Annotated in this window: 25 protein-coding genes and 1 tRNA gene; 14 read left to right on the top strand and 12 right to left on the bottom strand. The window is 76.0% G+C overall.

The annotated features are described in order from the left end of the window. Positions 1-2 precede the first annotated feature (2 nt). From ACI78R_RS19695 to ACI78R_RS19685, 3 genes are read right to left on the bottom strand one after another with little or no spacing between them, the layout of a single operon-like run. Complete coding sequence (locus tag ACI78R_RS19695; protein ID WP_457041986.1) at positions 3-707, bottom strand: MOSC domain-containing protein; 705 nt, start codon at positions 705-707, stop codon at positions 3-5. Between the two features lies 1 nt (position 708). Next, on the bottom strand, positions 709-1629 hold the full coding sequence (locus ACI78R_RS19690) for an aldose 1-epimerase family protein (protein ID WP_457041985.1): 921 nt from the start codon (positions 1627-1629) through the stop codon (positions 709-711). Between the two features lie 29 nt (positions 1630-1658). Next, entirely contained in the window at positions 1659-2291 is a 633-nt protein-coding gene (locus ACI78R_RS19685) for a hypothetical protein (RefSeq protein WP_457041984.1), read from the bottom strand. 107 nt (positions 2292-2398) lie between these two features. Between ACI78R_RS19685 and ACI78R_RS19680 the strand changes: the two genes are divergently transcribed. After that, positions 2399-3574: a DUF222 domain-containing protein gene (locus ACI78R_RS19680; RefSeq protein ID WP_457041983.1), complete on the top strand. Its 1176-nt coding sequence runs from the start codon at positions 2399-2401 to the stop codon at positions 3572-3574. Between the two features lie 26 nt (positions 3575-3600). Here ACI78R_RS19680 and ACI78R_RS19675 read toward each other — a convergent pair whose 3' ends face one another. Both ACI78R_RS19675 and ACI78R_RS19670 read right to left on the bottom strand, forming a co-directional pair. Next, the gene (locus ACI78R_RS19675) at positions 3601-4764 is read right to left on the bottom strand and encodes a hypothetical protein (RefSeq protein ID WP_457041982.1); all 1164 of its coding nucleotides are present in this window, start codon (positions 4762-4764) and stop codon (positions 3601-3603) included. Continuing rightward, positions 4754-5323 carry an RNA polymerase sigma factor gene (locus ACI78R_RS19670; protein WP_073422239.1) on the bottom strand — a complete coding sequence of 190 codons (570 nt, stop codon included), beginning with the start codon at positions 5321-5323 and terminating at the stop codon, positions 4754-4756. Before ACI78R_RS19670 ends, ACI78R_RS19675 begins: the two co-directional genes overlap by 11 nt. A gap of 127 nt (positions 5324-5450) precedes the next feature. Here ACI78R_RS19670 and ACI78R_RS19665 point away from each other — a divergent pair, with 127 nt between their 5' ends. Both ACI78R_RS19665 and ACI78R_RS19660 read left to right on the top strand, forming a co-directional pair. After that, positions 5451-5717: a helix-turn-helix transcriptional regulator gene (locus tag ACI78R_RS19665; protein WP_073422104.1), complete on the top strand. Its 267-nt coding sequence runs from the start codon at positions 5451-5453 to the stop codon at positions 5715-5717. After that, the gene (locus ACI78R_RS19660) at positions 5714-6229 is read left to right on the top strand and encodes a hypothetical protein (RefSeq protein ID WP_073422103.1); all 516 of its coding nucleotides are present in this window, start codon (positions 5714-5716) and stop codon (positions 6227-6229) included. The genes ACI78R_RS19665 and ACI78R_RS19660 overlap by 4 nt, the downstream gene beginning before the upstream one ends. 13 nt (positions 6230-6242) lie before the next feature. Here ACI78R_RS19660 and ACI78R_RS19655 read toward each other — a convergent pair whose 3' ends face one another. Further along, entirely contained in the window at positions 6243-6728 is a 486-nt protein-coding gene (locus ACI78R_RS19655; RefSeq protein ID WP_457041981.1) for a GNAT family N-acetyltransferase, read from the bottom strand. Positions 6729-6857: 129 nt separating this feature from the next. Here ACI78R_RS19655 and ACI78R_RS19650 point away from each other — a divergent pair, with 129 nt between their 5' ends. Both ACI78R_RS19650 and ACI78R_RS19645 read left to right on the top strand, forming a co-directional pair. Beyond that, on the top strand, positions 6858-7319 hold the full coding sequence (locus ACI78R_RS19650) for a DUF1707 SHOCT-like domain-containing protein (protein ID WP_073422101.1): 462 nt from the start codon (positions 6858-6860) through the stop codon (positions 7317-7319). Positions 7320-7392: 73 nt separating this feature from the next. Then, positions 7393-7788 carry a nuclear transport factor 2 family protein gene (locus ACI78R_RS19645; protein ID WP_457041980.1) on the top strand — a complete coding sequence of 132 codons (396 nt, stop codon included), beginning with the start codon at positions 7393-7395 and terminating at the stop codon, positions 7786-7788. Between the two features lie 7 nt (positions 7789-7795). On the opposite strand, the gene ACI78R_RS19640 is transcribed toward ACI78R_RS19645, so the two are convergent. The 3 genes from ACI78R_RS19640 to ACI78R_RS19630 form a co-directional block, all read right to left on the bottom strand. Next, a complete protein-coding gene (locus ACI78R_RS19640; RefSeq protein WP_457041979.1) occupies positions 7796-8848 on the bottom strand; it encodes a hypothetical protein in 1053 nt (350 codons plus the stop codon). Continuing rightward, complete coding sequence (locus tag ACI78R_RS19635; RefSeq protein WP_073422097.1) at positions 8845-9375, bottom strand: SigE family RNA polymerase sigma factor; 531 nt, start codon at positions 9373-9375, stop codon at positions 8845-8847. The genes ACI78R_RS19640 and ACI78R_RS19635 overlap by 4 nt, the downstream gene beginning before the upstream one ends. Before the next feature lie 189 nt (positions 9376-9564). Further along, positions 9565-9647 (bottom strand) — tRNA-Leu (locus ACI78R_RS19630). Between the two features lie 210 nt (positions 9648-9857). On the opposite strand from ACI78R_RS19630, the gene ACI78R_RS19625 reads away from it, so the two are divergent. The 7 genes from ACI78R_RS19625 to pknB all read left to right on the top strand — a co-directional run bounded on the left by ACI78R_RS19625 (position 9858) and on the right by pknB (position 19559). Further along, positions 9858-10670 carry an FhaA domain-containing protein gene (locus ACI78R_RS19625; protein ID WP_073422096.1) on the top strand — a complete coding sequence of 271 codons (813 nt, stop codon included), beginning with the start codon at positions 9858-9860 and terminating at the stop codon, positions 10668-10670. A 43-nt stretch (positions 10671-10713) separates the two neighbouring features. Continuing rightward, a complete protein-coding gene (locus ACI78R_RS19620; RefSeq protein WP_073422095.1) occupies positions 10714-11172 on the top strand; it encodes an FHA domain-containing protein FhaB/FipA in 459 nt (152 codons plus the stop codon). 73 nt (positions 11173-11245) lie between these two features. Further along, complete coding sequence (locus ACI78R_RS19615) at positions 11246-12685, top strand: PP2C family protein-serine/threonine phosphatase (RefSeq protein ID WP_457041978.1); 1440 nt, start codon at positions 11246-11248, stop codon at positions 12683-12685. Beyond that, positions 12685-14097 (top strand): FtsW/RodA/SpoVE family cell cycle protein, encoded by a 1413-nt coding sequence (locus ACI78R_RS19610; RefSeq protein ID WP_073422238.1) that lies wholly within the window; start codon positions 12685-12687, stop codon positions 14095-14097. Before ACI78R_RS19615 ends, ACI78R_RS19610 begins: the two co-directional genes overlap by 1 nt. Further along, complete coding sequence (locus tag ACI78R_RS19605; RefSeq protein ID WP_454555475.1) at positions 14094-15542, top strand: peptidoglycan D,D-transpeptidase FtsI family protein; 1449 nt, start codon at positions 14094-14096, stop codon at positions 15540-15542. The genes ACI78R_RS19610 and ACI78R_RS19605 overlap by 4 nt, the downstream gene beginning before the upstream one ends. After that, positions 15542-17455, top strand: a complete 1914-nt coding sequence (locus tag ACI78R_RS19600) for a protein kinase domain-containing protein (RefSeq protein WP_457041977.1) — start codon at positions 15542-15544, stop codon at positions 17453-17455. The genes ACI78R_RS19605 and ACI78R_RS19600 overlap by 1 nt, the downstream gene beginning before the upstream one ends. Before the next feature lie 136 nt (positions 17456-17591). After that, entirely contained in the window at positions 17592-19559 is a 1968-nt protein-coding gene (pknB, locus tag ACI78R_RS19595) for a Stk1 family PASTA domain-containing Ser/Thr kinase (protein ID WP_457041976.1), read from the top strand. A gap of 69 nt (positions 19560-19628) precedes the next feature. Here pknB and ACI78R_RS19590 read toward each other — a convergent pair whose 3' ends face one another. Next, a complete protein-coding gene (locus ACI78R_RS19590; RefSeq protein WP_073422090.1) occupies positions 19629-20279 on the bottom strand; it encodes an aminodeoxychorismate/anthranilate synthase component II in 651 nt (216 codons plus the stop codon). Positions 20280-20321: 42 nt separating this feature from the next. After that, complete coding sequence (locus ACI78R_RS19585) at positions 20322-21098, bottom strand: DUF881 domain-containing protein (RefSeq protein WP_073422089.1); 777 nt, start codon at positions 21096-21098, stop codon at positions 20322-20324. A gap of 138 nt (positions 21099-21236) precedes the next feature. Between ACI78R_RS19585 and crgA the strand changes: the two genes are divergently transcribed. Beyond that, positions 21237-21506: a cell division protein CrgA gene (crgA, locus tag ACI78R_RS19580; protein WP_073422088.1), complete on the top strand. Its 270-nt coding sequence runs from the start codon at positions 21237-21239 to the stop codon at positions 21504-21506. A gap of 548 nt (positions 21507-22054) precedes the next feature. Next, a complete protein-coding gene (locus ACI78R_RS19575) occupies positions 22055-22462 on the top strand; it encodes a PH domain-containing protein (protein ID WP_073422087.1) in 408 nt (135 codons plus the stop codon). An 11-nt stretch (positions 22463-22473) separates the two neighbouring features. On the opposite strand, the gene ACI78R_RS19570 is transcribed toward ACI78R_RS19575, so the two are convergent. Further along, the gene (locus ACI78R_RS19570) at positions 22474-23241 is read right to left on the bottom strand and encodes a rhomboid family intramembrane serine protease (protein ID WP_457041975.1); all 768 of its coding nucleotides are present in this window, start codon (positions 23239-23241) and stop codon (positions 22474-22476) included. Positions 23242-23404 lie beyond the last annotated feature (163 nt).

The raw sequence follows: 23404 nt of genomic DNA, 5'->3' as shown, positions 1-23404 counted from the left end.
CCTCACGCGGGGGTGAGCGCGTCGCCGACCGCCACCCGGCCGGGCACCGGCACCAGCGCGCCGACGGCGAGGGTGCTGCCGCGCTCGCGGTGGATGGTCTTGAGGACGCCGTTGTCGCGGGCGATGCCGCCGGGCTGCGGCCGGGTGACCATCACGCAGCGGCTGACCGGCTTGAGGACGTCGAGGACGGCGCCGCCGAGCCGCACGGTGCTGCCCACCAGGTCGTCCTCGCCCGCGCCGTCGAGCAGCACGTTGGCGCGGAACCGGCGCCGGTCCCAGGTGCCGAGCGTGCCGGTGGAGACCAGCGAGACCCGGATGCGCGAGCTGTCGTGGAAGGCGCCGGACGCCCCCTCGAAGGCGTCCCACACGTCCTCGTCGTCGTCGGGCGCCTCGTAGTGCCGGGGCCCGCGCTCGACGTCGGCCGCGCGCAGCGTCACCGGCCGGCCCAGCCAGTCGGACAGGACGTCGTCGTCGGTGGTCGCCGTACCGTCGGGCAGCACCACCTCGACGCCGCCGTCCGCGCGCAGGCGGGCGGCGGCGAAGAGCAGGTCGGGGACACGGCGGGCGGTCAGCCCGTAGCCGGTCGAGCGGTCGAACAGCGCCCACTGCCGGTCACCGGCCAGGCCCTGCGTCCCGACGTCGACGGCGTCCAGGCGCTCCCCCTGCAGCGACTTGACCGGGTAGCGCCACAGCTCCAGCACCCGCACGTCAGGCCCCCCACGCGAGGGTCCAGGTGCCCGACCAGGACTCCCCCGGCGCGAGGACGACGAGGTCCGCTCCGTCGGCGAGCGCGTTGGGCGGGCAGGTCATCGGCTCGACGGCGAGGCTGCGCCGGCGCTGGCCCTCGGGCAGCGTGTCGCCGCTGTAGACCTGCAGCCACGGCCACGACCCGTCGACGGCGAGCTCCAGCGTCCCGGTCGGCCCGCGCAGGTGCACCCGCGCCCAGCCGTCGTCGTCGCGGACGAGGTCGGTGACGGCGTCGTCGAGGGCGCGGTCGCCGATCCGGCCGATCTCGCCGTCGAAGGGACGGCGGGTGCCGGTGGGCAGGCCGCCGTCGAGGTCGAGCGCGGTGCGGGCGGGGACGGTCAGCTCGGCGTCGCCGATGCCGCCGTCGGCCGTGGCACCGACCGCGAGGTAGGGGTGCATGCCGGTGCCGAACGGCGCGGGGCGGTCGCCGGCGTTGCGCACCCGGACGGTGACGGTGAGCCGGTCGGGGGCGAGGACGTGGTCGACGGCGGCCGCCAGCCGGAACGGGTAGCCGGGCCGCGCCTCGACGACGGTGCCCACCGTGACGGCGTCGGAGTGCCGGGCCAGCACCTCCCACCGCAGCCAGGTGACCAGGCCGTGAGCGGCGGGCTTGCCGGGTCCGGCGACGTCGAGCTGGAGCTGCTGCCCCTCCCACGTCCACTGCCCGTCGCGCAGCCGGTTGGGCCAGGGCAGCAGGACGCCGCCGCGCCGCCCGGCCGGCACCGCGCCGGCGGGGTAGCCGTCGAGGACCGCCCGGTCCCCCACCGTCAGCGCGCGCAGGCCGCCGCCGCGCAGGTCGACGGCGAGGCGGGCGTCGCCGCTGACCAACTCCACCTCCGCCGGCTCGGTCGCGGGCCACGCGGTCATCGGCGGGACGCTCATGCCCGGCAGCCCACCACATCCGGCCCGCCTCAGCCCAGCGGGTCCTCGTCGTCGCGGAGCAGGGTGATCCGCACGAGGCCGGCGGCAAGGCGGGCGAGGTCGTCGCCGTCGACCAGGCCGGCCAGCTCCTCCGCGCTGGACGGCAGGCCCGCGCGGCGGGCGCCGTCGAGGACCCGGTCGTCGAGGTACGGGCGCAGCCACGGCCACACGGCCTGCGCCTCGCGGAGGAAGACGGAGGCCCCGGTGGCGCCGATGCCGGGGAACTCCTGCAGCAGGCGGGCGGCCTCGCGGGGGTCGCCGTCGGCCTCGCGCGCGAGCCGCCGCAGGTCGCCGCCGTACCGCTCGACGACGAGGTCGGCCGCGTCGCCGATCTGGGTGGCGGTGCGCTCGTCGTATCGGGTGTAGCGGCCGCGGACCAGCGCGTCGACGCGTTCCTGCCACGTGGTGCCGCGGGTCCGCTCGGGGGTGGTGTGGCCGGCCTCCCGCAGCTCGGCCGCCGCGGCGACCGCGATGCCGGCGTCGATCCGTGCCGACAGCAGCTCGGTGAGGACGAGCAGCTGCCACAGCGGCGCGGGGGTGTCGGCGAGGCGGATGCCGGCCTCCTCGGCATAGGTGGTGCCGTACCGGTCGAGGACGGCGCGGACGGTGTCCCGGGTGCTCACCGCCCCTCCCTACCCGGCCTCGTCAAGGATCCCTGCACATCTGTGGACACCGCTCTGAGCTGCGGATTCGTCTCGCCACGGGCCGACCGACGGGCTAGACTCCGTACATGTGTTCGAGTGGGTTCGGCACCGGTGACGTCCTCGACGACGTCGCCGCGCTGGTCGCCGAGCGCAACCGGATCGACGCCCGCCTCGCCCGCGCGGCGCGGGCCGCGGAGCTGTCCTCCGCTCCCGAACGCGACGGCTTGAAGAGCATGGCGTCGTGGCTGCGCGGGCACTGCCGGCTGTCCGGGCGGGAGGCGTCCCGGCTGGTCGGCAACGGCCGCGCGCTGGAGCACCTGCCGGTGCTGGCCGAGGCGCACGACGCCGGGCTGGTGACCGCCGCCCAGGTGGCCGTGGCCGCGGAGGTGACCACCCCGGACCGGCTGGCCGCCGCCGCCGCGCAGGGCGTCGACCTGGGCGAGATCGACGCCGTGCTCACCGCCGTGGCGATCGAACAGGAACACGACGCCCTCGTGGTGGTCGTCACGCGCTACTGCAACGCCCTCGACCCCGACGGGCCGGAGCCCGACCCGACCGAGGGGCGGCGCATGTCGGTGGTCCGCCACGCCGACGGCACCGTCTCCTTCCACCTGCACCTCGACCCCGTGGGCGCCGAACGCTTCGCCACCGCGGTCGAGGCGCACGTGCAGGCCGACCGGCCCGCCGGCGACGACCGCAGCCGCGCCCAGCGACTCGCCGACGGCGCCGTGCAACTCGCCGACACCGCCCTGGCCACCGGCGCCACCCCGCAGCTGCGCGGGGTCAAGCCGCAGGTCGTGGTCAAGGTCGACGTCGAGGACCTCGCCACCGGGCAGGGCAGCGCCCAGCTCGGCTCCGGCGCGCTGGTCTCCGCCGCCCGGGCCCGCTGGCTGGCCTGCGACAGCAACATCGCCCGCGTCGTCATGGGCCCCGACGGCGTCCCGCTCGACCTCGGCCGCGACCAGCGCCTCGCCACCCGGCACATCCGCCGCGCCGCGGAGGTCCGCGACGGTGGCTGCGTGTTCGCCGGGTGCGGCACCCCCACCTGGTGGTGCGACGTCCACCACGTCGTGCACTGGCTCGACGGCGGACCGACGTCGCTCGCCAACTCGGCGCTGCTGTGCGAACGCCACCACACCGAGGTCCACGCCGGCTTCCGCGTGCAACGACAACCGGACGGCCGATGGCACACCTGGCGGCCCGACGGCACCGAGATCCGCACACCCGCGGCGCTGCGGTCGCCGCCCCTCGTCCCCGCCTGAGCCCGGCCGTGCCGGGCTGCGCGCCGTCAGGGCGCGGCGGTCACCTGCTCACCGATCTGCAGCACCTGGTCGCGGGTGAGCGCGGAGGGCGCGAGCAGGCGGAAGAAGCGGCCGTCCGCGAGCCGGCCGACCAGCGTCCAGAACGGTGGCTGACCCTCGTCGCCGGCGAACAGCGCCAGCCGGCCCTCGCGGCCCTGCACGGGAACCGTCTCCGTCGGCGCGGCCGTCGGCATCCCCTCGAGCAGCTCGTCGATCGTCCCGGTGTACTGCGCGCCCACCGCGCTCAGCCGCAGCGCCAGCAGGGGGTCGGCGTCGCTGACCAGGTCGAGGCTGCGGCTCTCCTCGTAGCCGCCCACCGACCAGCCGGCCGGCGCCAGCCCGAACTGCAGGCCCACCGGCTGCGGCCGGTCGACGACCGACTCCCCCACCGCCACCAGCGCGGCGACGTCGACGCGGGTGCCCTCACCGGTCAGCGAGACCCAGCGCCCGTCGGCGCGCTCCCAGAGCAGCCTGACGACGCCGTCCTGCCGCCACACCGCGGCCTCGGCGCCGTCGACGGTCGCCGTCCCGGTCGGCTCGCCCTCGGCCGAGAAGCCGTACTCGTCGGAGGAGCGGGGGTCCTCGGGATAGAGGCCGAGCACCACCTGACCCGAGCCCGGAGGCCCGATCGCGCCGGACTGCGGGTCGACGGGCAGGTAGGCCGCCACGTACCAGGGCGGCGCGTCCCCGTACCGCGGCATGCCGCCGTACCGGCTGTAGAAGGGCGCCAGCCCCTCCGGCGGCGCCTCGACGGTCACCGGGAAGGTGACCGCCTCGGCCGCCACGAGCGCCAGCGCGCCGGGAGTGACGGGCCCGCCCGCCGACGGCGCAGCCGGCGCCCCGGGCTCCGGCGGCATCCCGACGACCACGGCCGCCGCCCAGGCCGCGGCGAGCGCCACCAGTGCCGTGGCCACGCGGACGACCGTCCTCCGCCGCGGGCGCCGCCGCGGCGCGGTGCGGGCCTCGTGCGCGTCGGCCACGAGCTGCCGGGCGGCCACCACCGAGGCGGGCTCCGGCTCCGGGACGACCAGCGACAGGCCGGCGTCGGCCGTGACCGCGGCCAGCAGCACCTCCGGCAGGGCCGGCAGGTCGGCGTCGCGCACGCCGGCGGCGCCGTCGAGCAGGGCGTCCAGGTCGCGGTCAGCGAGCATCGCCGGCCTCCTCGGGGTCGGTGGGGTCGAGCAGGACGCGGAGGCGGGCGCGCGCCCGGTGCAGCCGGACCCGGGCGGTGCCGGGCGCGATGCCGAGGGCGGCGGCCGCCTGGGTGGGGCTCAGGCCCTCCCAGGCGACCAGCGTCACGAGCTCCCGGTCCTCCGGGGAGAGCCGGTCGAGCGCCGCGCGCACCGAGCGCCGCAGCACCCCGTCCTCGTGCAGCGCGGCGGGGTCCGGGACGTCGGCGTCCGCGAGCGCGCCGGCCAGCCGCTCCCCCAGCCGGCCGGCCCGCCGGCTGCCGCGCGCGGCGTTGGCCAGGCACAGCCGGGCGACGCCGAACAGCCACGGCCGGACCTCCTCCGGGTCGGCCGGCAGGTCCGCCCGGCGGCGCCACGCCGTCGCGAAGGTCTCGGCCACGACGTCGTAGGCGTCCTCCCGCGTGGCCGCCCGCCGCAGCGCGTAGCCGAGGACGGCGGTGCCGCACGCCCGGTAGGCCGCCTCCAGCCGCTCCTCCGCCGTCGCGGGAGGGTCGTCCGTGGCGGGCGGCGGCCCGTGCATCGCGATCACACCCCTCCATGTCCGGCTCGGCAGGAGCGTTACGGCAGCGTCCCGCCCGCTCGACCGCAGGATGCCGATCCGTCGGATCCCTTGCTCATCCTGTAGCAGTAATGCTACGAATGGGGGCATGGGTCGTCAGCCACGGACGGACGCCGACCGCGTCCACGACCGCATCGCGGTGCTCCGGGCGGAGCGCCGCGTCAGCCGGAGGGAACTGGCCGACGGAGTGGGCGTCCACCCGCAGACCATCGGCTACCTCGAGCGCGGCGAGTACAGCCCGTCGCTGGCGCTGGCCCTGCGGATCGCCCGCTTCTTCGACCTCCCCGTCGAGGCGGTCTTCTCCCTCGACCCCCTGCCCGCGATCGGCTCCGAGCTGCTCAGGAGGAACCCGTGACCACCACCCAGAGCTCCCTGGTCCGCACGTTCGAGGACGAGCGCTACGCCTGGACCCGCACCCGCACCACCCGCCACCGCGCGGTCCTGGCCCAGGCGGCCCTCTTCACCGTCCTCGTCGCGGGCACGCTCGTGGCCGCCTCCACCGAGGAGGGCTGGACCACTCCCTACTTCGTCCTGTGGACGGCCGGGATGCTGCTGTTCATCCCGCTGCACTCGCTGCTCAACCTGGGCATCCGCGGGGTCTTCGACCGCGCGCGGCCCTCCCTCGACGAGCACCAGCAGCGGATGCGGGAGCACTCGCACGCCCGTGTCGGCTGGCCGGCGTCCGCGCTCACGCTGCTGGCCTGGTCGGGTGGCGTCCTGCTCGCCGCAGGCACCGGGCACACCGCCCTCGCCCTGTGCCTGGGCGCCCTGCTGTGGTTCGTCGCCGGCCTGCTCCCGTACTGGCACCTCGCCTGGACGCTGCCCGACGAGGAGGACGCGGAGGCGGACGAGGCGCTCCCCGCCTGACCGGCGGCGCGGCTCAGGCCCCGCCCAGCACCCGCTCGTAGTACAGCGAGCACCCGGCGTCCGGGTCGTCCACGTAGGCGCCGAACGCGGGGATCGGCCGGTAGCCCGCGCCCTCGTACAGCCGGATCGCCTCCGGCTGGCGCGGGCCGGTCTCCAGCCGCAGCGTCGTCCACCCGCGCTCGGTGGCCGCCGCCTCCAGCCCGGCGAGCAGCACCCTGGAGACGCCCCGCCCGCGGGCCTCCGGGACCACGTACATCCGCTTGACCTCCGCGGCGCCCTCACCGAGGGGCCGCAGCGCGCCGCAGCCGATCGCGGTCCCGGCGGCGTCCCGCGCCAGCAGCACGACGGCGACGTCGGCCGCCGACGGCTTCGCGCCGGGTTCCAGGTCGCCGTCGTAGCGCTCTCGCAGCTCGGCCTGCTGGGCGGCCGTCAGCCGCTGTACCTCGTCGTCGTCCCAGGCGGCGGGCGACAGCGTCGCCCCGGCGTCGGTGGTCGTCACCCCGCCATCCTGGCCGGGCGGACCGGCACCCGACCGTGCAGGACGCACCGGCGATGGGTGACGTCTGTCAATGGTGGCGGGCGCGGGGGCGGGAAAGACTCGGACCACCCCGCCGATGAGGAGCCCGAGATGCCCGAGCCGCACCAGCTCGCCGCCGACGCCGACCGCGCCGCCGTCGTCACCCGCCTCGACGAGTCCCTGGCCGACGGCCGGCTCACCCTCGCCGAGTACGAGGACCGCAGCACCCGGGCGCACGGCGCCCGCACCTACGGCGAGCTCGCCGAGCTGACCACCGACCTCCCCCGGCCGGCGGCCCCGGCCACGCCGGCCGCGCCCGGCCCGTCGCCGGTGGCCCGGGCCGTGTACGGCGGCGCCTGGCACGGCGCCTGGGGCAACGACCTGCGCGCCGCCTGGACCAGCTGGCTGGTCACCGGCGTCATCGTCACCGGCATCTGGCTGGTCTCGATGCTCGGCAGCGGTGACCTGGTCTACCCGTGGCCGGTGTGGGTCGTCGGCCCGTGGGGCGTCGTCCTGCTGGCCCGCACGCTCGGCGAGCGCCGCTCGCGCGGCGACCGGCAGCTGCCGGCCTGAACCGGCGCGGGTGCGCCCGCGACCGCCCGGGTAGGCCCTCCCGCGACCGCAGTCGCCGTACCGGGAGGACCCCGTGCACACGCTCACCGAGCGCTTCACCGCAGCCCTGCACCACCTCGACGCCGAGTCCGACCCGCAGCCGATGGTCGACCTCACCGGCGAGGACGCCACGCTGATCAAGCTGAACTCCGACCACGAGGCGCAGGGCCCCGACGGCGCCCGCCGCTTCTGGGAGGACTACCGCAACGTCTTCGGTGAGCTGGAGACGACGTTCACCTCGAGCACCGTCGGCGAGAAGACGGCGGCGCTGGAGTGGGAGTCGCGCGGCACCCTGCGCAGCGGCCGGCCCTTCACCTACCGCGGCGTCACCGTGATCGAGGGCGACGGCTCCGACGACGGCCTGCTCACCGGCGTGCGCACCTACTACGACTCGGCCGCCTTCCTGCAGGAGACCGCCGGCACCGCCTGAGCGGACCTCAGCCCTCGCCGACCGCGCGCGCCGCGCAGTCGGCGAGGGTGGCGTCCCAGCCGGCGTAGACCTGCATGAGCTCGACGTCGCTGCGCTCGCCCTCGATCGGGGGGTAGGTGAAGGTGATCGAGCCGTTCCCGGCCCCGAATGAGACGGCGAAGCCCTCGGGCAGGCAGGCGACGAACCGGTCCTGGGCGGCCGGGTCGCCGTACAGGCGCTCGTCCACCGGCTGGGCGAAGGCCCACTGCTCGGCCTCGTCCGACCTCTCGGTCCGGGGGACGCCGCGAGCCGTGGTCACGACGTCCCCGTCCCGGACCACCTCGACCATCTCCGCGCCGACGTAGACGGGCCGGTCGACCTCGGCCACCAGCACGCCGTCGGTGCCGGGCAGGTCGGTCCACACCCGGCCGACGGTGACGTCGTCGAACCGCACGGTGCCCGGGGAGTACCGGGCGGTGTCCCCGGGCAGGCCGACGACGACGAGCAGCGTGCCCGCTCCCGACGCGTCGAGCAGGACCACGGGCTGCGCGAGGCTCCCCCGCTGCGGCTGCGCCAGGAGCGTCAGCTCGCCGGGCGCCGCGCCGGCCGGGCCGCCGAACCAGGCGACCACCCGCTGGCCGCCGTCGGCGCCCATGACCAGCGCCCAGCGGCGGCCGCCGGGCAGGTCGCCGGCGAAGAGCACGTGCCGGGAGTCCGCCGGCGGGCGCAGCTCGGCGCCGTTCAGACCCACCGGCGCCGACCACTCGAGGGCGGCCACCCCGGCGACGAACGCCTCGTCGCCCGCGAGGGAGCCGCGCGTCGGCACGTCGAACAGCCCGGGCGCGGCCTGCGCCGTCCGGTCCGTGGCGGCCTGACCGGCCGCGGGGCCGGCGTCGGGCAGCACGGCGGGGACGGCGCCGGCCAGCAGCGCGACGGCGATGGCGCCGCCGGCCCACGCCGCCCGCACCCGGCGCTGACGGCGCGCCATGCCGATCGCGGCGTCGGCGGTGTCCTGTCCCCGCGGCGGTCCGGCCTCGGCGGCCAGCCGGTGCAGGGCGTTCCGGACGTCGAGGTCGGTCACGACGGGCTCCCGTCGGTCAGGGGGGCGGGCTCGGGCCGGGCCGGCGGGGGGTCGAGCGCCCGGCGGACGGCGGCCAGGCCCCGCGCGGTGTGGGTGCGGACGGTGCTGGCCGAGCAGCCGAGGACGCGCGCGGTCTCGGTCTCGCCGAGGTCCTCGTAGAAGCGCAGGACGAGCACCGCCCGCGCCCGCGGCGACAGGGTGTCCAGCGCCCGGCGCAGCTCGTCACCGAGCGCGTGCGCGTCCTGCCAGTCGCCGACGGCGCGCTCGGGCAGCGTCTCGAGCACCTGCTCGCCGTGCATCAGGCGCCGCCGCCAGCTCAGGTGGCAGTTGAGCAGGAGCCGGCGCACGTAGGCGATCGGGACGTCGGCCCGCTGCACCCTCCGCCAGTGCCGGTGCGCGCGGGCCAGCGCCGTCTGCACCAGGTCCTCGGCGTGGCCCCGGTCGCCGGTGAGCAGGTAGGCGGTGCGCAGCAGCGCCGCCTCGTGGGCGACGACGAACGCCGTGAAGTCGTCCCGGTCCGCGCCCATGCTCCCCCGTCCGCCGAGTGCCCGGCCGTGGTCGTGGCCGGGCGTCTGACCAGGTGACCCGGCGGGGACCCCGGATCCGCGACAGCCGCCGGTCACGATCGGGTCACGGGCCGGGCGGTCCTCCGGGCGCGGGGCGGGCCCGGGACGCGAGAAGGCCCCCGGGGAGTCCCGGGGGCCTTCTCGTCTGGGTGGGCAAGGGGGGAGTTGAACCCCCACGTCCTCTCGGACACACGGACCTGAACCGTGCGCGTCTGCCATTCCGCCACTTGCCCTGGCGAGGAAGGACAGTAGCAGCCGCGCTCGGGCCGACGGCGGAGGGGTCGGGGCCGCCCGCACGGCGCGCCACGGGCCGGGCACGCGGCGTGCCGTGACCCGGGTGCGCGGCGCGCTGTGACGCTGCGCGTTCCTGGCCGGTCGGCGGCCGACCACCCGGCTACGATCAACCGAGGACCACCCATCCGAGCGAGCGTGGAGGAGCGACTGTGGGCGTGCTGCAGCGCTTCGAGCGACGACTCGAGGGCATCGTCGGCGTCACGTTCGCCCGCCTGTTCAAGGGCAAGGTGCACCCCGCCGAGATCGCCAAGGCGCTGCAGCGGGAGGCCGACGAGCAGCGCTCGGTGCTCGGCGAGGGCCGGGTCCTGGCGCCCAACGTCTACGACGTGCGGCTCGGGCCCACCGACTACGAGAACCTCGCCGAGTGGTCCGACCAGCTGGCCGCGCAGCTCGCCGACATGGTGGCCGAGCACATCGACGACGAGGGCTGGCAGACCTTCGGCGCCGTCCAGGTCCGCCTCGAGCGCGACGACGAGCTGCCCACCGGCGTGTTCGAGGTGAGCTCGCACGTCGCCGACCCGGCCCGGCCCGGCACGCGGGCCGACGCCGTGCCGGCCGCCCCGCCGATGGGCTCCGGCGCGGTCCCGCCGCTGCCGCCGCTGGGCGGTCGGGTGCCCACCGACACCGGCCGCCAGCACCCCTCCGTCGTCGGCCGCGCCGGCTCCCGGCCCGGCGTCACGCACGTGCTCGTCGTCGACGGGCCCGGCACCCGGCACGAGCTGACCACCGGCCGCAACGTCATCGGCCGCGGCACCGACGCCGACATCCGGCTCCCGGACACCGGGGTCAGCCGCAAGCACGTCGACGTCGTCCTGGACGAGGGCACCGCCTTCGCCGAGGACCTCGGCTCCACCAACGGCACGCTGGTCAACGGCCGCCGGATCAGCCGGCAGGCGCTCGCCGACGGCGACGTCATCCGCATCGGCCACTCCGTCCTGGTCTACCGGCAGGACGGCGCGTGACCGACGTCGTGCGCTCGACGAGGCGGGGCACCGGGGGCCGGTCGTGACCGCCGAGATCGTCCTGCAGGTCTTCCGCTTCGGGTTCCTGCTGCTGCTCTGGCTGTTCATCTTCGCCGCGTTCCGCGTGGTGCGGGCCGACCTGTTCGGCGGGCGCACCGGCCGGGTCGCCTCGGTCCCGCCGCGCGCCGCGGCCGCCGGCCGCCGCCGCGGCCGCGGGCCCCGCACGCTGGTGGTCACCGCCGGCCCGCTCAGCGGCACCAAGATCACCCTCGGCGAGCAGCCGATCCTCATCGGCCGCGCCGACGACTCCACCCTCGTCCTCACCGACGACTTCGCCAGCAGCCGGCACGCGCGGCTGACCAACCGTGGTGGACAGTGGTACGTCGAGGACCTGGGGTCGACCAACGGCACCTACCTCGACCAGCAGCGGGTCCAGGGCCCGCTGCTCGTGGCTCCCGGCCAGCCGATCCGCATCGGCCAGACCGCTCTGGAGCTGCGCTGATGGGCAACACGCTGATGGGCAGCAGCACGCCCACGACGACGGGGAGCGACAGAGCAGACGTGAGCAGGGTCCGATGAGTCTCGCGCTGCGCTACGCCGCCCGCTCCGACCGCGGTCTCGTCCGCGGCAACAACCAGGACTCGGTGTACGCCGGGCCCCGGTTGCTCGCCGTCGCCGACGGGATGGGCGGTCACGCGGCCGGCGACGTCGCCAGCAAGGTCGTGATCGCCGCGCTCGAGCACCTCGACGAGGACGCGCCCAGCGGCGACATGCTGCAGGCGCTGCGCGAGGCGGTCTTCGACGGCAGCGAGCACCTGCGCGAGGTCATCCGCGAGTCGCCGCAGCTGGAGGGCATGGGCACGACGCTCACCGCCGTCCTGTTCGCCGGCGGCCGGCTGGCCCTGTGCCACGTGGGCGACTCCCGCGCCTACCTGCTGCGCGACGGCGTCTTCACGCAGATCACCCACGACGACACGTTCGTGCAGACCCTCATCGACGACGGCCGGATCACGGCCGAGGAGGCCAACCACCACCCGCAGCGCTCGCTGCTGCTGCGGGCGCTCAACGGCCAGGACGTCGACCCCGACCTGTCGATGCGCGAGGCGCGCGCCGGCGACCGCTACCTGCTGTGCTCCGACGGCCTGTCCGGCGTGGTGAGCGAGGAGACCCTCGCCCACGCGCTGGAGGACCCGGACCCGCAGTCCACGGCCGACCGGCTCGTCGAGCTGGCGCTGCGCAGCGGCGGCCCGGACAACATCACCGTGATCGTCGCCGACGTCGTCGAGGACTCCGGCACCGGCACGTCCATGGAGCCCGTCGTCGACGGCGCCGCGGGCGACAACCGCGGCCAGCGCGCCGTCGACCCCCGCTCCGCGGCCGGGCGGGCCGCGCTCGCCGACCCGCCACCGGCGCCCCCACCGGCGCCGACGTCCGCCTCAGCCTCCGCCCCACCCGACCGCCGCCGCTCCCGGCGGCGGTTGTTCGTCGCTGGGGGCACGGTGCTGCTCCTCGTCGGCGCGGGCATCGCCACCTGGCTGTGGGTGCTCACGCACTGGTTCGTCGGGGTCGCGGCCGCCGACGGCACCGACCACGTCGCGGTCTACCGCGGCTTCAACACCGAGCTGCTCGGGCTGGACCTCTTCCGCGTCGACGACGTCACCGGCATCCCGCTCGAGGACCTCTCCTCCTACCAGCAGAACAGCGTCCGCCAGGGCATCGAGGCCAGTGGCTCCGACGACGCCCGGCGGATCGTCGACGACCTCCAGCAGGCGTCGCTCCCCGAGTGCCCGGCCGACGACGACCGGCCCTCCGCCGGCGCGTCCGCCTCGCCGTCCGGCCCGCCGTCCGAGGTCGTCCCCACCGCGCAGCCCGGCGGCGCGACGGACACCCCCGCCCCCGGCAGCCCCTCGTCGGCGTCCCCGTCGGCGACGGGCTCCGCCTCGGCGAGCTCCTCGACGGCCGGTTCCTCGACGGCGGGGCCCGAGCCGGGGGTGGACTGCCGGGAGGCGGAGTGATGGCCGGCCCCACCACCGACCCCCGGGCCGCGGCCCCGGGCACGGTCCCCCCGAAGCGGCGCAACACCGAGTTGGCGCTGCTGGGCTTCGCCGTCCTCATCACGCTCGCCGCGCAGAGCATCGTCGACATCACGATCACCGGCTCGCTGCGCGCGGAACTGGCGACCTTCGGCGGCTGGTTCGCCGCCCTGTGGGTCGTGGTGCACCTGGTCGTGCGCCGCTTCGCGCCCTACGCCGACCCGCTGCTGCTGCCCGCCGTCGCGGTGCTCACCGGCCTCGGCCTGACGATGATCCACCGGCTCGACCTGGCCGGCCTGCAGGACGGCGAGACCACCCGCGAGGACGCCCCGGTGCAGCTGCTGTGGGCGACGATCGGCGTGGTCCTGTTCGTGGCCGTCGTCGTGGTGCTGCGCGACCACCGGGTGCTGTCCCGCTTCGCCTACACCCTGGGCCTGGTCGGCCTGGTGCTGCTCGCGCTGCCCGCCGTGCTGCCCGCGTCGATCTCCGAGGTGTACGGCGCCAAGATCTGGATCCGGGTCGCGGGCTTCAGCATCCAGCCCGGCGAGTTCGCCAAGATCTGCCTGATCGTCTTCTTCGCCGCCTACCTCGTCGACAAGCGCGACGTGCTGGCGCTGGCCAGCCGCCGGGTGGCCGGCCTGGAGATCCCGCGGGCCCGCGACCTCGGCCCCGTGCTCGCCGTGTGGGTCGTGTCGATCCTCGTGCTGGTGTTCGAGCGCGACCTCGGCAGCTCGCTGCTGCTGTTCGGCATCTTCGTGGTGATGCTCTACGTCGCCACCGAGCGGGCGAGCTGGCTGCTCATCGGCCTGGGCCTGTTCGCCGGCGGCGCGTTCATCGCCTACCAGGTGTTCGGGCACGTGCAGGTCCGCGTCGACACGTGGCTGGACCCGTTCGCCTACCGCGACGAGGGCGGCTACCAGCTCGTCCAGTCGCTGTTCGGCCTGGGCACCGGCGGGCTGTTCGGCGCCGGGCTCGGCGGCGGCCGCCCCGACCAGGTGCCGGTGGCCAAGAGCGACTTCATCGCCTCGGCGCTCGGCGAGGAGCTCGGCCTGTTCGGCCTGGTCGCCGTCATCGTCATCTACCTGGTGCTGGTCGAGCGCGGCCTGCGCACCTCGCTGGTCGTGCGCGACGCCTTCGGCAAGCTGCTCGCCGGCGGCCTGGCCTTCGCCGTCGCCTGGCAGCTGTTCGTCGTCCTCGGCGGCGTCACCGGGCTGCTGCCGCTGACCGGCCTCACGACGCCGTTCGTCGCCTACGGCGGCTCCTCGCTGGTGGCCAACTTCGGCCTGGTCGCGATCCTGGTCCGCATCAGCGACGCCGCCCGCCGCCCCGCCGCGCCGCCGGCCCCGCCGAAGACGGCGATCGGCGAGGCGCCCACCGAGGTGGTGTCCCGGTGAACGCGCCCCTGCGCCGCGTGGCGATCAGCGTGCTGGTGCTCTTCACGCTGCTCATCGTCAACGTCAACTACATCCAGGTCGTGCGCTCCGACGAGCTGCGCGAGGACTCGGGCAACACCCGGGTGCTCACCGAGGAGTACTCGCGGGAGCGCGGCTCGATCGTCGTCGACGGCACCGAGGTGGCGCTGTCGGTGCCCACCCAGGACACGCTGAAGTACCTGCGCCAGTACCCGCAGGGCCCCGTGTACGCGGCGGTCACCGGCTACTACTCGCTGCTCTACAACAGCGCCCAGATGGAGCGCGCGGTCAACGACGTGCTGGCCGGCTCCGACGCCCGGCTGTTCACCCGGCGCATCGCCGACCTGTTCACCGGCCGCGACCCGGCCGGCGGCGACGTCGTGCTGACCCTCGACGCCGGCGTGCAGGAGGCGGCCATGGCGGGCCTGGAGGGGGTCACCGGCGCCGTCGTCGCGCTCGACCCGTCCACCGGCGCGGTGCTCGGCATGGCTAGCACGCCCACCTACGACCCGGCGCAGCTGTCCAGCCACGACCCCGACGCCATCCGCGCCTACGCCGCGGAGCTCGACGCGCAGGAGCAGGACCCGCGGCTGAACCGCGCGACGCAGGACAACTACCCGCCCGGCTCGGTCTTCAAGGTCATCGTGTCGGCCGCGGCCCTGTCGACCGGCGAGTACACGCCCGACACCGTCATCCCGGCGCCGGACCTGCTGACCCTGCCCGGCACGTCGACGACGCTGGAGAACTTCGGCGGCTCCTCGTGCAGCAGCAGCCAGGAGCAGTCGCTCATCGACGCGCTGACGATCTCCTGCAACACCGCGTTCGCGCAGCTCGGCATCGACCTCGGCGAGGACCGCGTGCGGGAGATGGCCGAGGCGTTCGGCATGGACGGCGAGGGCCTGGAGATCCCGATGACGACCGCCGGCAGCAGCGTCGGCGACATCGAGAGCGAGGCGGCGCTCGGCCAGAGCTCGATCGGCCAGCGCGACGTCCGGATGACCCCGCTGCAGGCGGCGATGGTGGCCGCGGCGGTCGCCAACGACGGCACGCTCATGACGCCGTACCTGGTCGACCAGGTGCGCGCCCCCGACCTCACCGTCATCGACCAGGCCGACCCGGAGGAGCTCTCCGAGCCGGTGACCCCGGAGGTGGCCGGCCAGTTGACCGAGATGATGGAGAGCGTCGTGGCCAACGGCAGCGGCCGTGCCGCCCGCATCCCCGGGACCGCCGTCGCCGGCAAGACCGGGACGGCCCAGGTCGCCGAGGACGTGCCCGACCACAACTGGTTCATCGGCTTCGCCCCGGCCGACGACCCGCGCATCGCGGTGGCGGTGTTCGTGGCCAACGGCGGGGGTACCGGCGGCGACGTCTCGGCGCCGATCGCCGGCGACGTGATGCAGGCCTACCTCGAGGGTCAGGGGGGCTGATGGCCCTGTCCACCGGCACCATCCTGGCCGGCCGCTACGAGATCACCGAGCCCATCGCCACCGGCGGCATGGGCGAGGTGTGGCGGGCGCGCGACCGCGTGCTCGACCGTGTGGTGGCGGCCAAGGTGCTCCGCAGCGAGTTCACCGGCGACCCGAGCTTCGTCGCCCGCTTCCGCAACGAGGCGCGGCACACCGCGGCGCTGGCCCACCCGAACATCGCCTCGGTCTACGACTACGGCGAGAGCACCGACGAGCGCGGCTCGCAGCTGGCCTTCCTGATCATGGAGCTGGTCGAGGGCAAGCCGCTGGTGACGATCCTCCACGAGGAGGGCCGGCTCCCCGTCGACTGGACGCTGCACGTGCTCGGCCAGGCCGCCGACGGGCTCTCGGCCGCGCACGCCGCCGGGGTCGTGCACCGCGACATCAAGCCGGGCAACCTCATCGTCCGGCCCGACGGCGTCGTGAAGCTGACCGACTTCGGCATCGCCCGCACCCGCGACGCCACGCCGCTCACCCGCACCGGGATGGTCGTGGGCACCGCGCAGTACCTGTCGCCGGAGCAGGCGCAGGGTCTGGAGGTCACCGCGGCCTCCGACGTCTACTCCCTCGGCGTCGTCGGCTACGAGTGCCTCACCGGCGGGCGGCCCTTCGACGGCACCTCCCAGGTCGCCATCGCCCTCGCGCACATCAACCGGCAGCCCCCGCCGCTGCCGGCTGACATCCCGCTGGCCGTGCGGCAGCTCATCGAGCGCGCGCTGGCCAAGCACCCCGACGACCGGTTCACCGACGGCGCCGCGTTCGCCGCGGCCGTCCGCGCCGTCGCCGCCGCGGGCCGCCACGGCGGGACCGCACCGGTCACCGGCGCGGTGCCCACCGGCCTGGCCGCCGCGGCCACCGAGGTCATCCCGGAGGTCGACGGCGACGGCACCCGCGTGCTCGGCGGCCCCGTGACCGGCGCAGCCGCCGGGGCGGCGGCCGGCGCCGCGGCCGCCGCGGCCGCGGGCCCGCGCACCTCGGTCCCCCGCTCGGCCGGCCCGCGCACCGGCGGCCGGCACGCCGCCGGCAACCCGCGCACGATGCCGCCGCTGCAGGGCCCCCCGGTCGACGGCGACGACACCGGCGACTGGCGGGACCCCCAGCCGCGGCGCGGCGGCGGCAGCCGGCGCTGGGCGGTCGCCCTCGGGGCGCTCGTGCTGGTGGCCGCGCTGATCGCCGGCGCGTTCTTCCTGATCTCCGGCAACGGCGAGGACCCGGGCGGCAGCAGCGCCGGCTCCACGAGCAGCAGCGCGCCGAGCAGCGGGTCGGCCAGCCCGACCCAGGACCTCGTCACCATCCCCGGGGCCGAGCAGTACCTCGGCGAGGACGCCGACGACGTCGAGGCCGAGCTGCTCGAGGCCGGGCTCGAGGTCACCCGCATCGACGCGACCGACGAGGTGCTCACCGCCGCCGGCATCGACCTGAACGCCGGCGAGGTGGCCGGCGTCGACCCGGCGGGCATCCCCGTGCCGCGCGGCACCACCGTGACGCTGTCGGTCGCCGAGTCCGACTACAGCCCGCCGGAGGAGGAGACCGAGGACTCCGGCGGCGGCGAGGCCGAGCCGACCGGCGGCGGCGACACCGGGAGCGGTGGCGGCGGGCAGGGCGGCACCACGACGACCAACCCCCCGACGACCACCTCCGCTCCGACGACCACCTCCGTGCCCCCCTCGAACACGGGCACCACGACCAGCCCCCCGACGACCACGCAGGCACCGGGTTCCTCCGCTCCAGCGCCGGTCACCGAGCCGCCAGCGGACGAGCCGGACACCGGCGGGGCCGGTGCCGGTACCGGTGGTGCCGGGACGGCGGAGGGCGCCGGCGCGTCCGCTCCTGCGGCTGCGGGGGCTGCCGTGGCCGACGGTGCGCCGGCGTGACGGCGCGCTCACTCACCGTCCCGGTCCGCCGCTCGCTGCCCGTTAGGCTCCCCGCCGGGGCCGGGACCGCCGTCCGGGTCCTGCCGCGCCCGGGTCCGCCCGCGACGCGCCCCCGCACCGCCCGAGAGGACCTCCGATGACCACGCCCCAGGTTCTCGGTGAGCGCTACGAGATCGGCGGGGTCCTGGGGCGCGGCGGCATGGCGGAGGTCCACCGCGGCCGTGACCTGCGGCTCGGCCGCGAGGTCGCCGTCAAGGTGCTGCGCAGCGACCTCGCGCGCGACCCGTCCTTCCAGGTCCGGTTCCGCCGCGAGGCCCAGGCCGCCGCGTCGCTGAACCACCCGGCGATCGTGGCCGTCTACGACACCGGCGAGGACCGCACCAGCACCGGCGCGACGCCCTACATCGTCATGGAGTACGTCGAGGGCGAGACCCTGCGCGACCTGCTCCGCCGCGAGGGCGTCCTGTCGCCGGACCGCGCGATGAGCCTGTCCGCCGACATCTGCGCCGCCCTGGACTTCAGCCACCGCAACGGCATCGTGCACCGCGACGTGAAGCCCGGGAACGTGATGCTCACGCCCGACGGCTCGGTCAAGGTCATGGACTTCGGCATCGCGCGCGCGGTGTCCGACTCCGCGGCCACGATGACCTCCACCGCCGCGGTCATCGGCACCGCGCAGTACCTCTCCCCCGAGCAGGCGCGCGGCGAGGCCGTCGACGCCCGCTCCGACGTCTACTCCGTCGGCTGCCTGACCTACGAGCTCGTCACCGGGGCGCCGCCGTTCACCGGTGACTCGCCGGTGTCGGTGGCCTACCAGCACGTCCGCGAGGACCCGAAGCTGCCGTCGTCGGTGAACCCGGCCGTGCCGCCGGAGCTCGACGCGATCGTGCTCAAGTCGCTGAGCAAGAACCCGGCCAACCGGTACCAGTCGGCCGCCGAGATGCGCAACGACCTGCTCCGGGCCCTGGCCGGGCAGCGGGTCGAGGCGACGCCGGTGATGGGCGACGACGAGCGCACCACCATCCTCGGCGCGGCGCCGGGCGCCTACGGCGGCGAGGACGGCTGGGACGACGACGAGGCCGCCCGCCGGCGCAAGCGCAACCGCGTCATCGCCGCCGTCGTCGGCGCGCTGGTGCTCGTCGGCGCCGTCGTCGGCATCGCCCTGCTGGTCAACTCGGGGGACGAGGAGGCGCCGCCGGAGGCCGCCCAGGTCACCGTGCCCGCCGGGCTGGTGGGGCAGCCGGAGGCCGACGCCCGCGCCGCGATCGAGGCGGCCGGCCTGGCCGTCGCCGCCCAGGTGACGCCGCAGGAGGTGCAGGACGACGCCCAGGTCGGCCGGGTGCTCGAGACCGACCCCGCCTCCGGAGCGCAGGTCGAGGAGGGCAGCGAGGTCGCCCTGACCGTCGGCGTCGCCCCCGACGCCGTCACCGTGCCGCAGGTCGTCGACCTCGACGAGGACCGCGCCCGCACGGCGCTCGAGGGCGCCGGGTTCACCGGCAACGTGGACACCGAGCAGGTCGACTCCCTCGCGGAGGAGGGCACGGTCGTGGCCGTCGACCCGGAGGAGGGCTCCTCGGTGCCCCCGGCCACCACGGTGACGCTGTCGCTGTCCGACGGCGACGCGGAGATCCCCGCGGTCGAGGGCCAGGCGCAGGACGCGGCGCAGCAGACGCTGGCCGGCGCGGGCTTCACCAACCTCGCCACCGAGGAGGTCGAGTCCGACCAGCCGGCCGGGACCGTCGTCGGCACCAGCCCGGCGGCCGGCCAGCAGGCGCGGGCGGACACGCAGATCACGCTGCAGGTCTCCAGCGGCGGCGCCGCGGAGATCACCGTCCCGCAGTCGATCGTCGGGCAGACCGAGCAGGCCGCCCGCCAGGCGCTGACCGCGGCCGGCTTCACGGGCAGCATCGCCGTCGTCCCCACCGAGGGCGAGCCCGGCCAGGCGGCCGGCACGGTGGTCGGCAGCGACCCGCAGCCGGGTCAGACGGTGGAGGCCGACGGCGCCATCACGCTGCTGGTCGCGCAGCAGACCACGGCCTCGCCGACCAGCCCGTCGCCCGGCGGAGGCGCCGGTGGCGGCCCGGGCGGCGGTGGCGGCGGCTGACCCGCCCAGGACGTGCAGAAGGGCCCCTCCCGATCCGGGAGGGGCCCTTCCGCGTCTCCGGGGAGGCGCTCAGGCGGGAGCGGCCGACAGCCGGCGGGCGCCCGCGGCGGCGGCCTCGACCACGGCCGGGTCGGGTGCCAGGCCGCAGGCGGCGAGCCACGTCGCCAGCATCTGGTGGCCGCCCTCGGTGAGCACCGACTCCGGGTGGAACTGCACACCCTCGACGGGCAGCTCGCGGTGCCGCAGCGCCATGACGATGCCCGACGGCGTCGTGCCGGTGACCTCCAGCTCGGCGGGGACGGTGTCCCGGTCGACGGCCAGCGAGTGGTAGCGGGTCGCGGTGAACGGCGAGGGCAGCCCGGCCAGCACGCCGATCCCGTCGTGCACGACCTCGCTGGTCTTGCCGTGCAGCAGCTCCGGCGCGCGCACCACCTCGGCGCCGAAGGCCTCGGCGATCGCCTGGTGGCCCAGGCACACGCCCAGCACGGGGGTGCCCGCCTCGGCGGCCGCCCGGACCATCGGCACGGTCACGCCGGCGTCGGCGGGGGTGCCCGGGCCGGGCGAGAGCAGCACGCCCGCGACGTCGAGGTCGGCGAGCTCGTCGACGTCGACGGCGTCGTTGCGGCGCACCACGCACCGCACGCCCAGCTGCCCCAGGTACTGGACCAGGTTGTAGACGAAGCTGTCGAAGTTGTCGACGACGAGGACCGGCCTGCTCACGCTCCCTGTGTACACCGGGCGGTCGGGCGGCCGGGAGGGAGATCAGCCCTCGGAGGGGGTCGCGAAGTCCATGTCGAGCGAGCCGGCGTAGGCCGGCAGGACGACGTCGGCCCGCTCGCGCACGGCGAAGCCGAGCCCGTAGGCCTCGACCGCCTGCTCGAACACCGCCACCTGCGGCGAGGCGGCGAGCTGGGCGCGGATCGCCGCCGCGTCGCCGATCGCGGTGACGACGAACGGCGGGGAGTAGGTGCGGCCCTGCAGCAGGAGCACGTTCCCGACGCAGCGGACGGCGCTGGTGGCGATCAGCCGCTGGTCCATGATCGCGACGCCGTCGGCCCCGGCGGCCCACACGGCGTTGACCACGGCCTGCACGTCGGACTGGTGGATGACGACGTCGTCGGGCCGGGCGCCCACCGGCAGCCCGCCGTCAGGACGGCGGGGGGCGTCGTCGAGGGTGATCTCCACGCCGCGGCCGGTCAGCGCCACCAGGCCGGCCGACAGCTCGCCCTCCTCGGCCGTGGCCGCGGCCGCGGCGACGGCGCCGTCGCGGGTGGCGGCCTGGTCGGTGAGCGCCTGGATCTGCGCCTCGAGGGCGGCCAGCTGCGTCTCCTGCTCGGCGATCGACCCGTTGCGCTCGGCGAGCAGCGCCCGCAGCTCGGTGACGTCGCCGGCGCGCAGGTCCGACCCCTGCGCGGTCTGGCTCGACGTGGCGAACAGCAGCCCCGCGGCGAGCGCCACGACGGGCACCAGGGCGCCCCAGGCCGTCCGGGACCGCCGCGGGCGCCCGGGGGCCGCGGCGGCGGGCTCGGACGGCGTCACGGGGGCTCCTGGGGGACGGGAGGGGGAGGCGCACGGCTCGGCGGGGCCGTCGTCCTCACCGCGCAGCTTAGGCTGGGGGGCCAGCGTGCCGGTCGCGACGGACCGGCACCCCGGGAGGATCAGCAGGAGTCGGTCGCGGTGCCCAAGTCCAAGGTGCGCAAGAAGTCGGTCTACACGCCGCCGGAGGGCGTGCTGCAGTCCCGGTCGGCCGCCCGTGCGGTGCAGCCGAGCCCGCGCTGGTACGCGCCGCTCATGGTCACGCTCATGGTGCTGGGCCTGCTGTGGATCGTCGTCTACTACGTGGCCGGCGACCGGGTGCCCTTCATGGTGTCGCTGTCGGCGTGGAACTTCGCCATCGGCTTCGGCGCCATGGTCGTCGGCCTGGTGATGTCGATGCGCTGGCGGTAGACGAAGGACCCTGCTGCCCCCCGGACCTCGCAGGCTCGGCCCGGGACCCTGCAGCAGGGCCGTTCCACCACGTCGCCAGAGGCCCCCGTCCCCTCCCCGGGACGGGGGCCTCGTCGCGTCCCGGGGGCCCTACACCCCTCCGTCTCCCCTGCCCGAAGCGGGGTGTGCACCGCTGTGCACACCCGCTCGGTGGATCCACAGGTCGACATGACGTCCCGCCCCCAGGGTTGTCCACGACGTGTGGAGAACGGGTGTTCGACTACACCCGTTTGACCTGCGGTTTCGTGTCGCGTGGGACGCGTGTGACGACGAGGACGGCGGCGTAACTACAGCTCTGTGCTTTGTCCCCAGCTGTGTACCCAGCTGTGGACGAGTCGACATGACCGCAGCCTGTGGACGGTCACCGGCTGCTACCGCGGGCATGCGGTCGAGGAGTCGACACGCGCGCTGAACAGGGCACTTACCGTCCGCGGGCGTCGTCCCCAGGGCCCGCTGCCTGTGGACGGAGCGGTCCGCCCCGTTCCCCGTCCACCTGGGAGGGTGGGGACGTGCAGTGGGCGGCCCGGACGGCGGAGACGGTCGTGCTGGCGCTGGGCGGGCTCCTGCTCGTCCTGGCGGCCCTGACGCTCGACGCCGGCGGCCGGGTGCTGGTCGGCGCCGCGGGCGGGCTGCTGCTCGCGCTGGCGGTGCGCGACGTCGTGCTGCGGCCCCGGCTGGCGGCCGACGCGGGCGGCGTCGTCGTCCGCGGCCTCACCGGGCGCACCTCGCTGCCCTGGCCCCTGCTGAGCGTCCGGCTGCGCACGACCCGGCGGCTGGGCGTGCGCTCGCGGCTGCTGGAGCTCGACACCGCGGCGGGCCCGGACGACGACGGCGTCCTGGTGCTCCTCGGCCGGCGCGACCTGGGCGCCGACCCGGCGGCCGTGGCCGCGGCGCTCGAGGCGCTGCGGCCGGCCTGACCCCCGAGGGGTCAGAGCCCGAGGACCACCACGGGCACCGGCACGACCAGCACCAGGACGACCATCGCGACGGCGAGCAGCGCCAGCCCCGCCGCCTGCACGGCGACGCGGCGGCGGGCGAGCACCAGCAGCGTGGTGGCCAGCAGGCCGCCGACCAGGCCGCCGAGGTGCCCGAGCAGCGAGACGCCGGGCAGGAAGCTGATGACGACGTTGATGGCCAGGAGGGCGAGCAGGCCGCGCAGGTCCTGCCGGGCGGCGACGAGCAGCACGCCCATCGCCCCGAGCAGGCCGTAGATGGCCGCGGACGCGCCGGCCACGGGACGGCCGGGGTCACCGAACAACTGGATGGCCACGGCCCCGCCGAGCGCGGAGACCAGGTAGACGGCGAGGTAGCGCCACCAGCCCAGCCGCGCCTCGATCTCCGGGCCGAACAGCAGCAGGCTGAGCATGTTGAGCAGCAGGTGGGTGATCCCGATGTGCAGGAACGCACCGGTGATCAGACGCCAGTCCTGGCCGTAGACGTCGACCAGGACGGGCACGAGCGAGAAGTCCCGGAAGACCTCGGACTCGTAGTTGTCGAGCGGGCTGGCGCCCTCGGACACCGCGGAGATGGCGGTGATGACGAAGACGACGACGTTGACCGCCACGAGGGTGGCGGTGACCGGGCCGAACCGGCGGCGCGCGGCGCTCCAGCCGGAGGCCTGGCGCGGGCGGCGGACCCCGGCGTTGCCGGCGCGGACGTCGTCCGGGCACTGGAAGCCGACGGCGGCCGGCGTCATGCACTCCGGGCAGATCGGCCGGTCGCAGCGCGCGCAGCGCACGCCCGTGGGCCGGTCCGGGTGCCGGTAGCAGGTGGTCGGCGGGGGGGGGGGGGGGGGGGCGCGGGCCGGCCGCCCCCCCCCCGGGCCGCGCAGAAGATATAAACAGAGAACCACAACCACA

The organism is Geodermatophilus sp. SYSU D01106 (genome assembly GCF_054049995.1).
The sequence above is the reverse complement of the archived record's forward strand: the minus strand, read 5'-3'. Positions and strand labels throughout refer to the sequence as shown.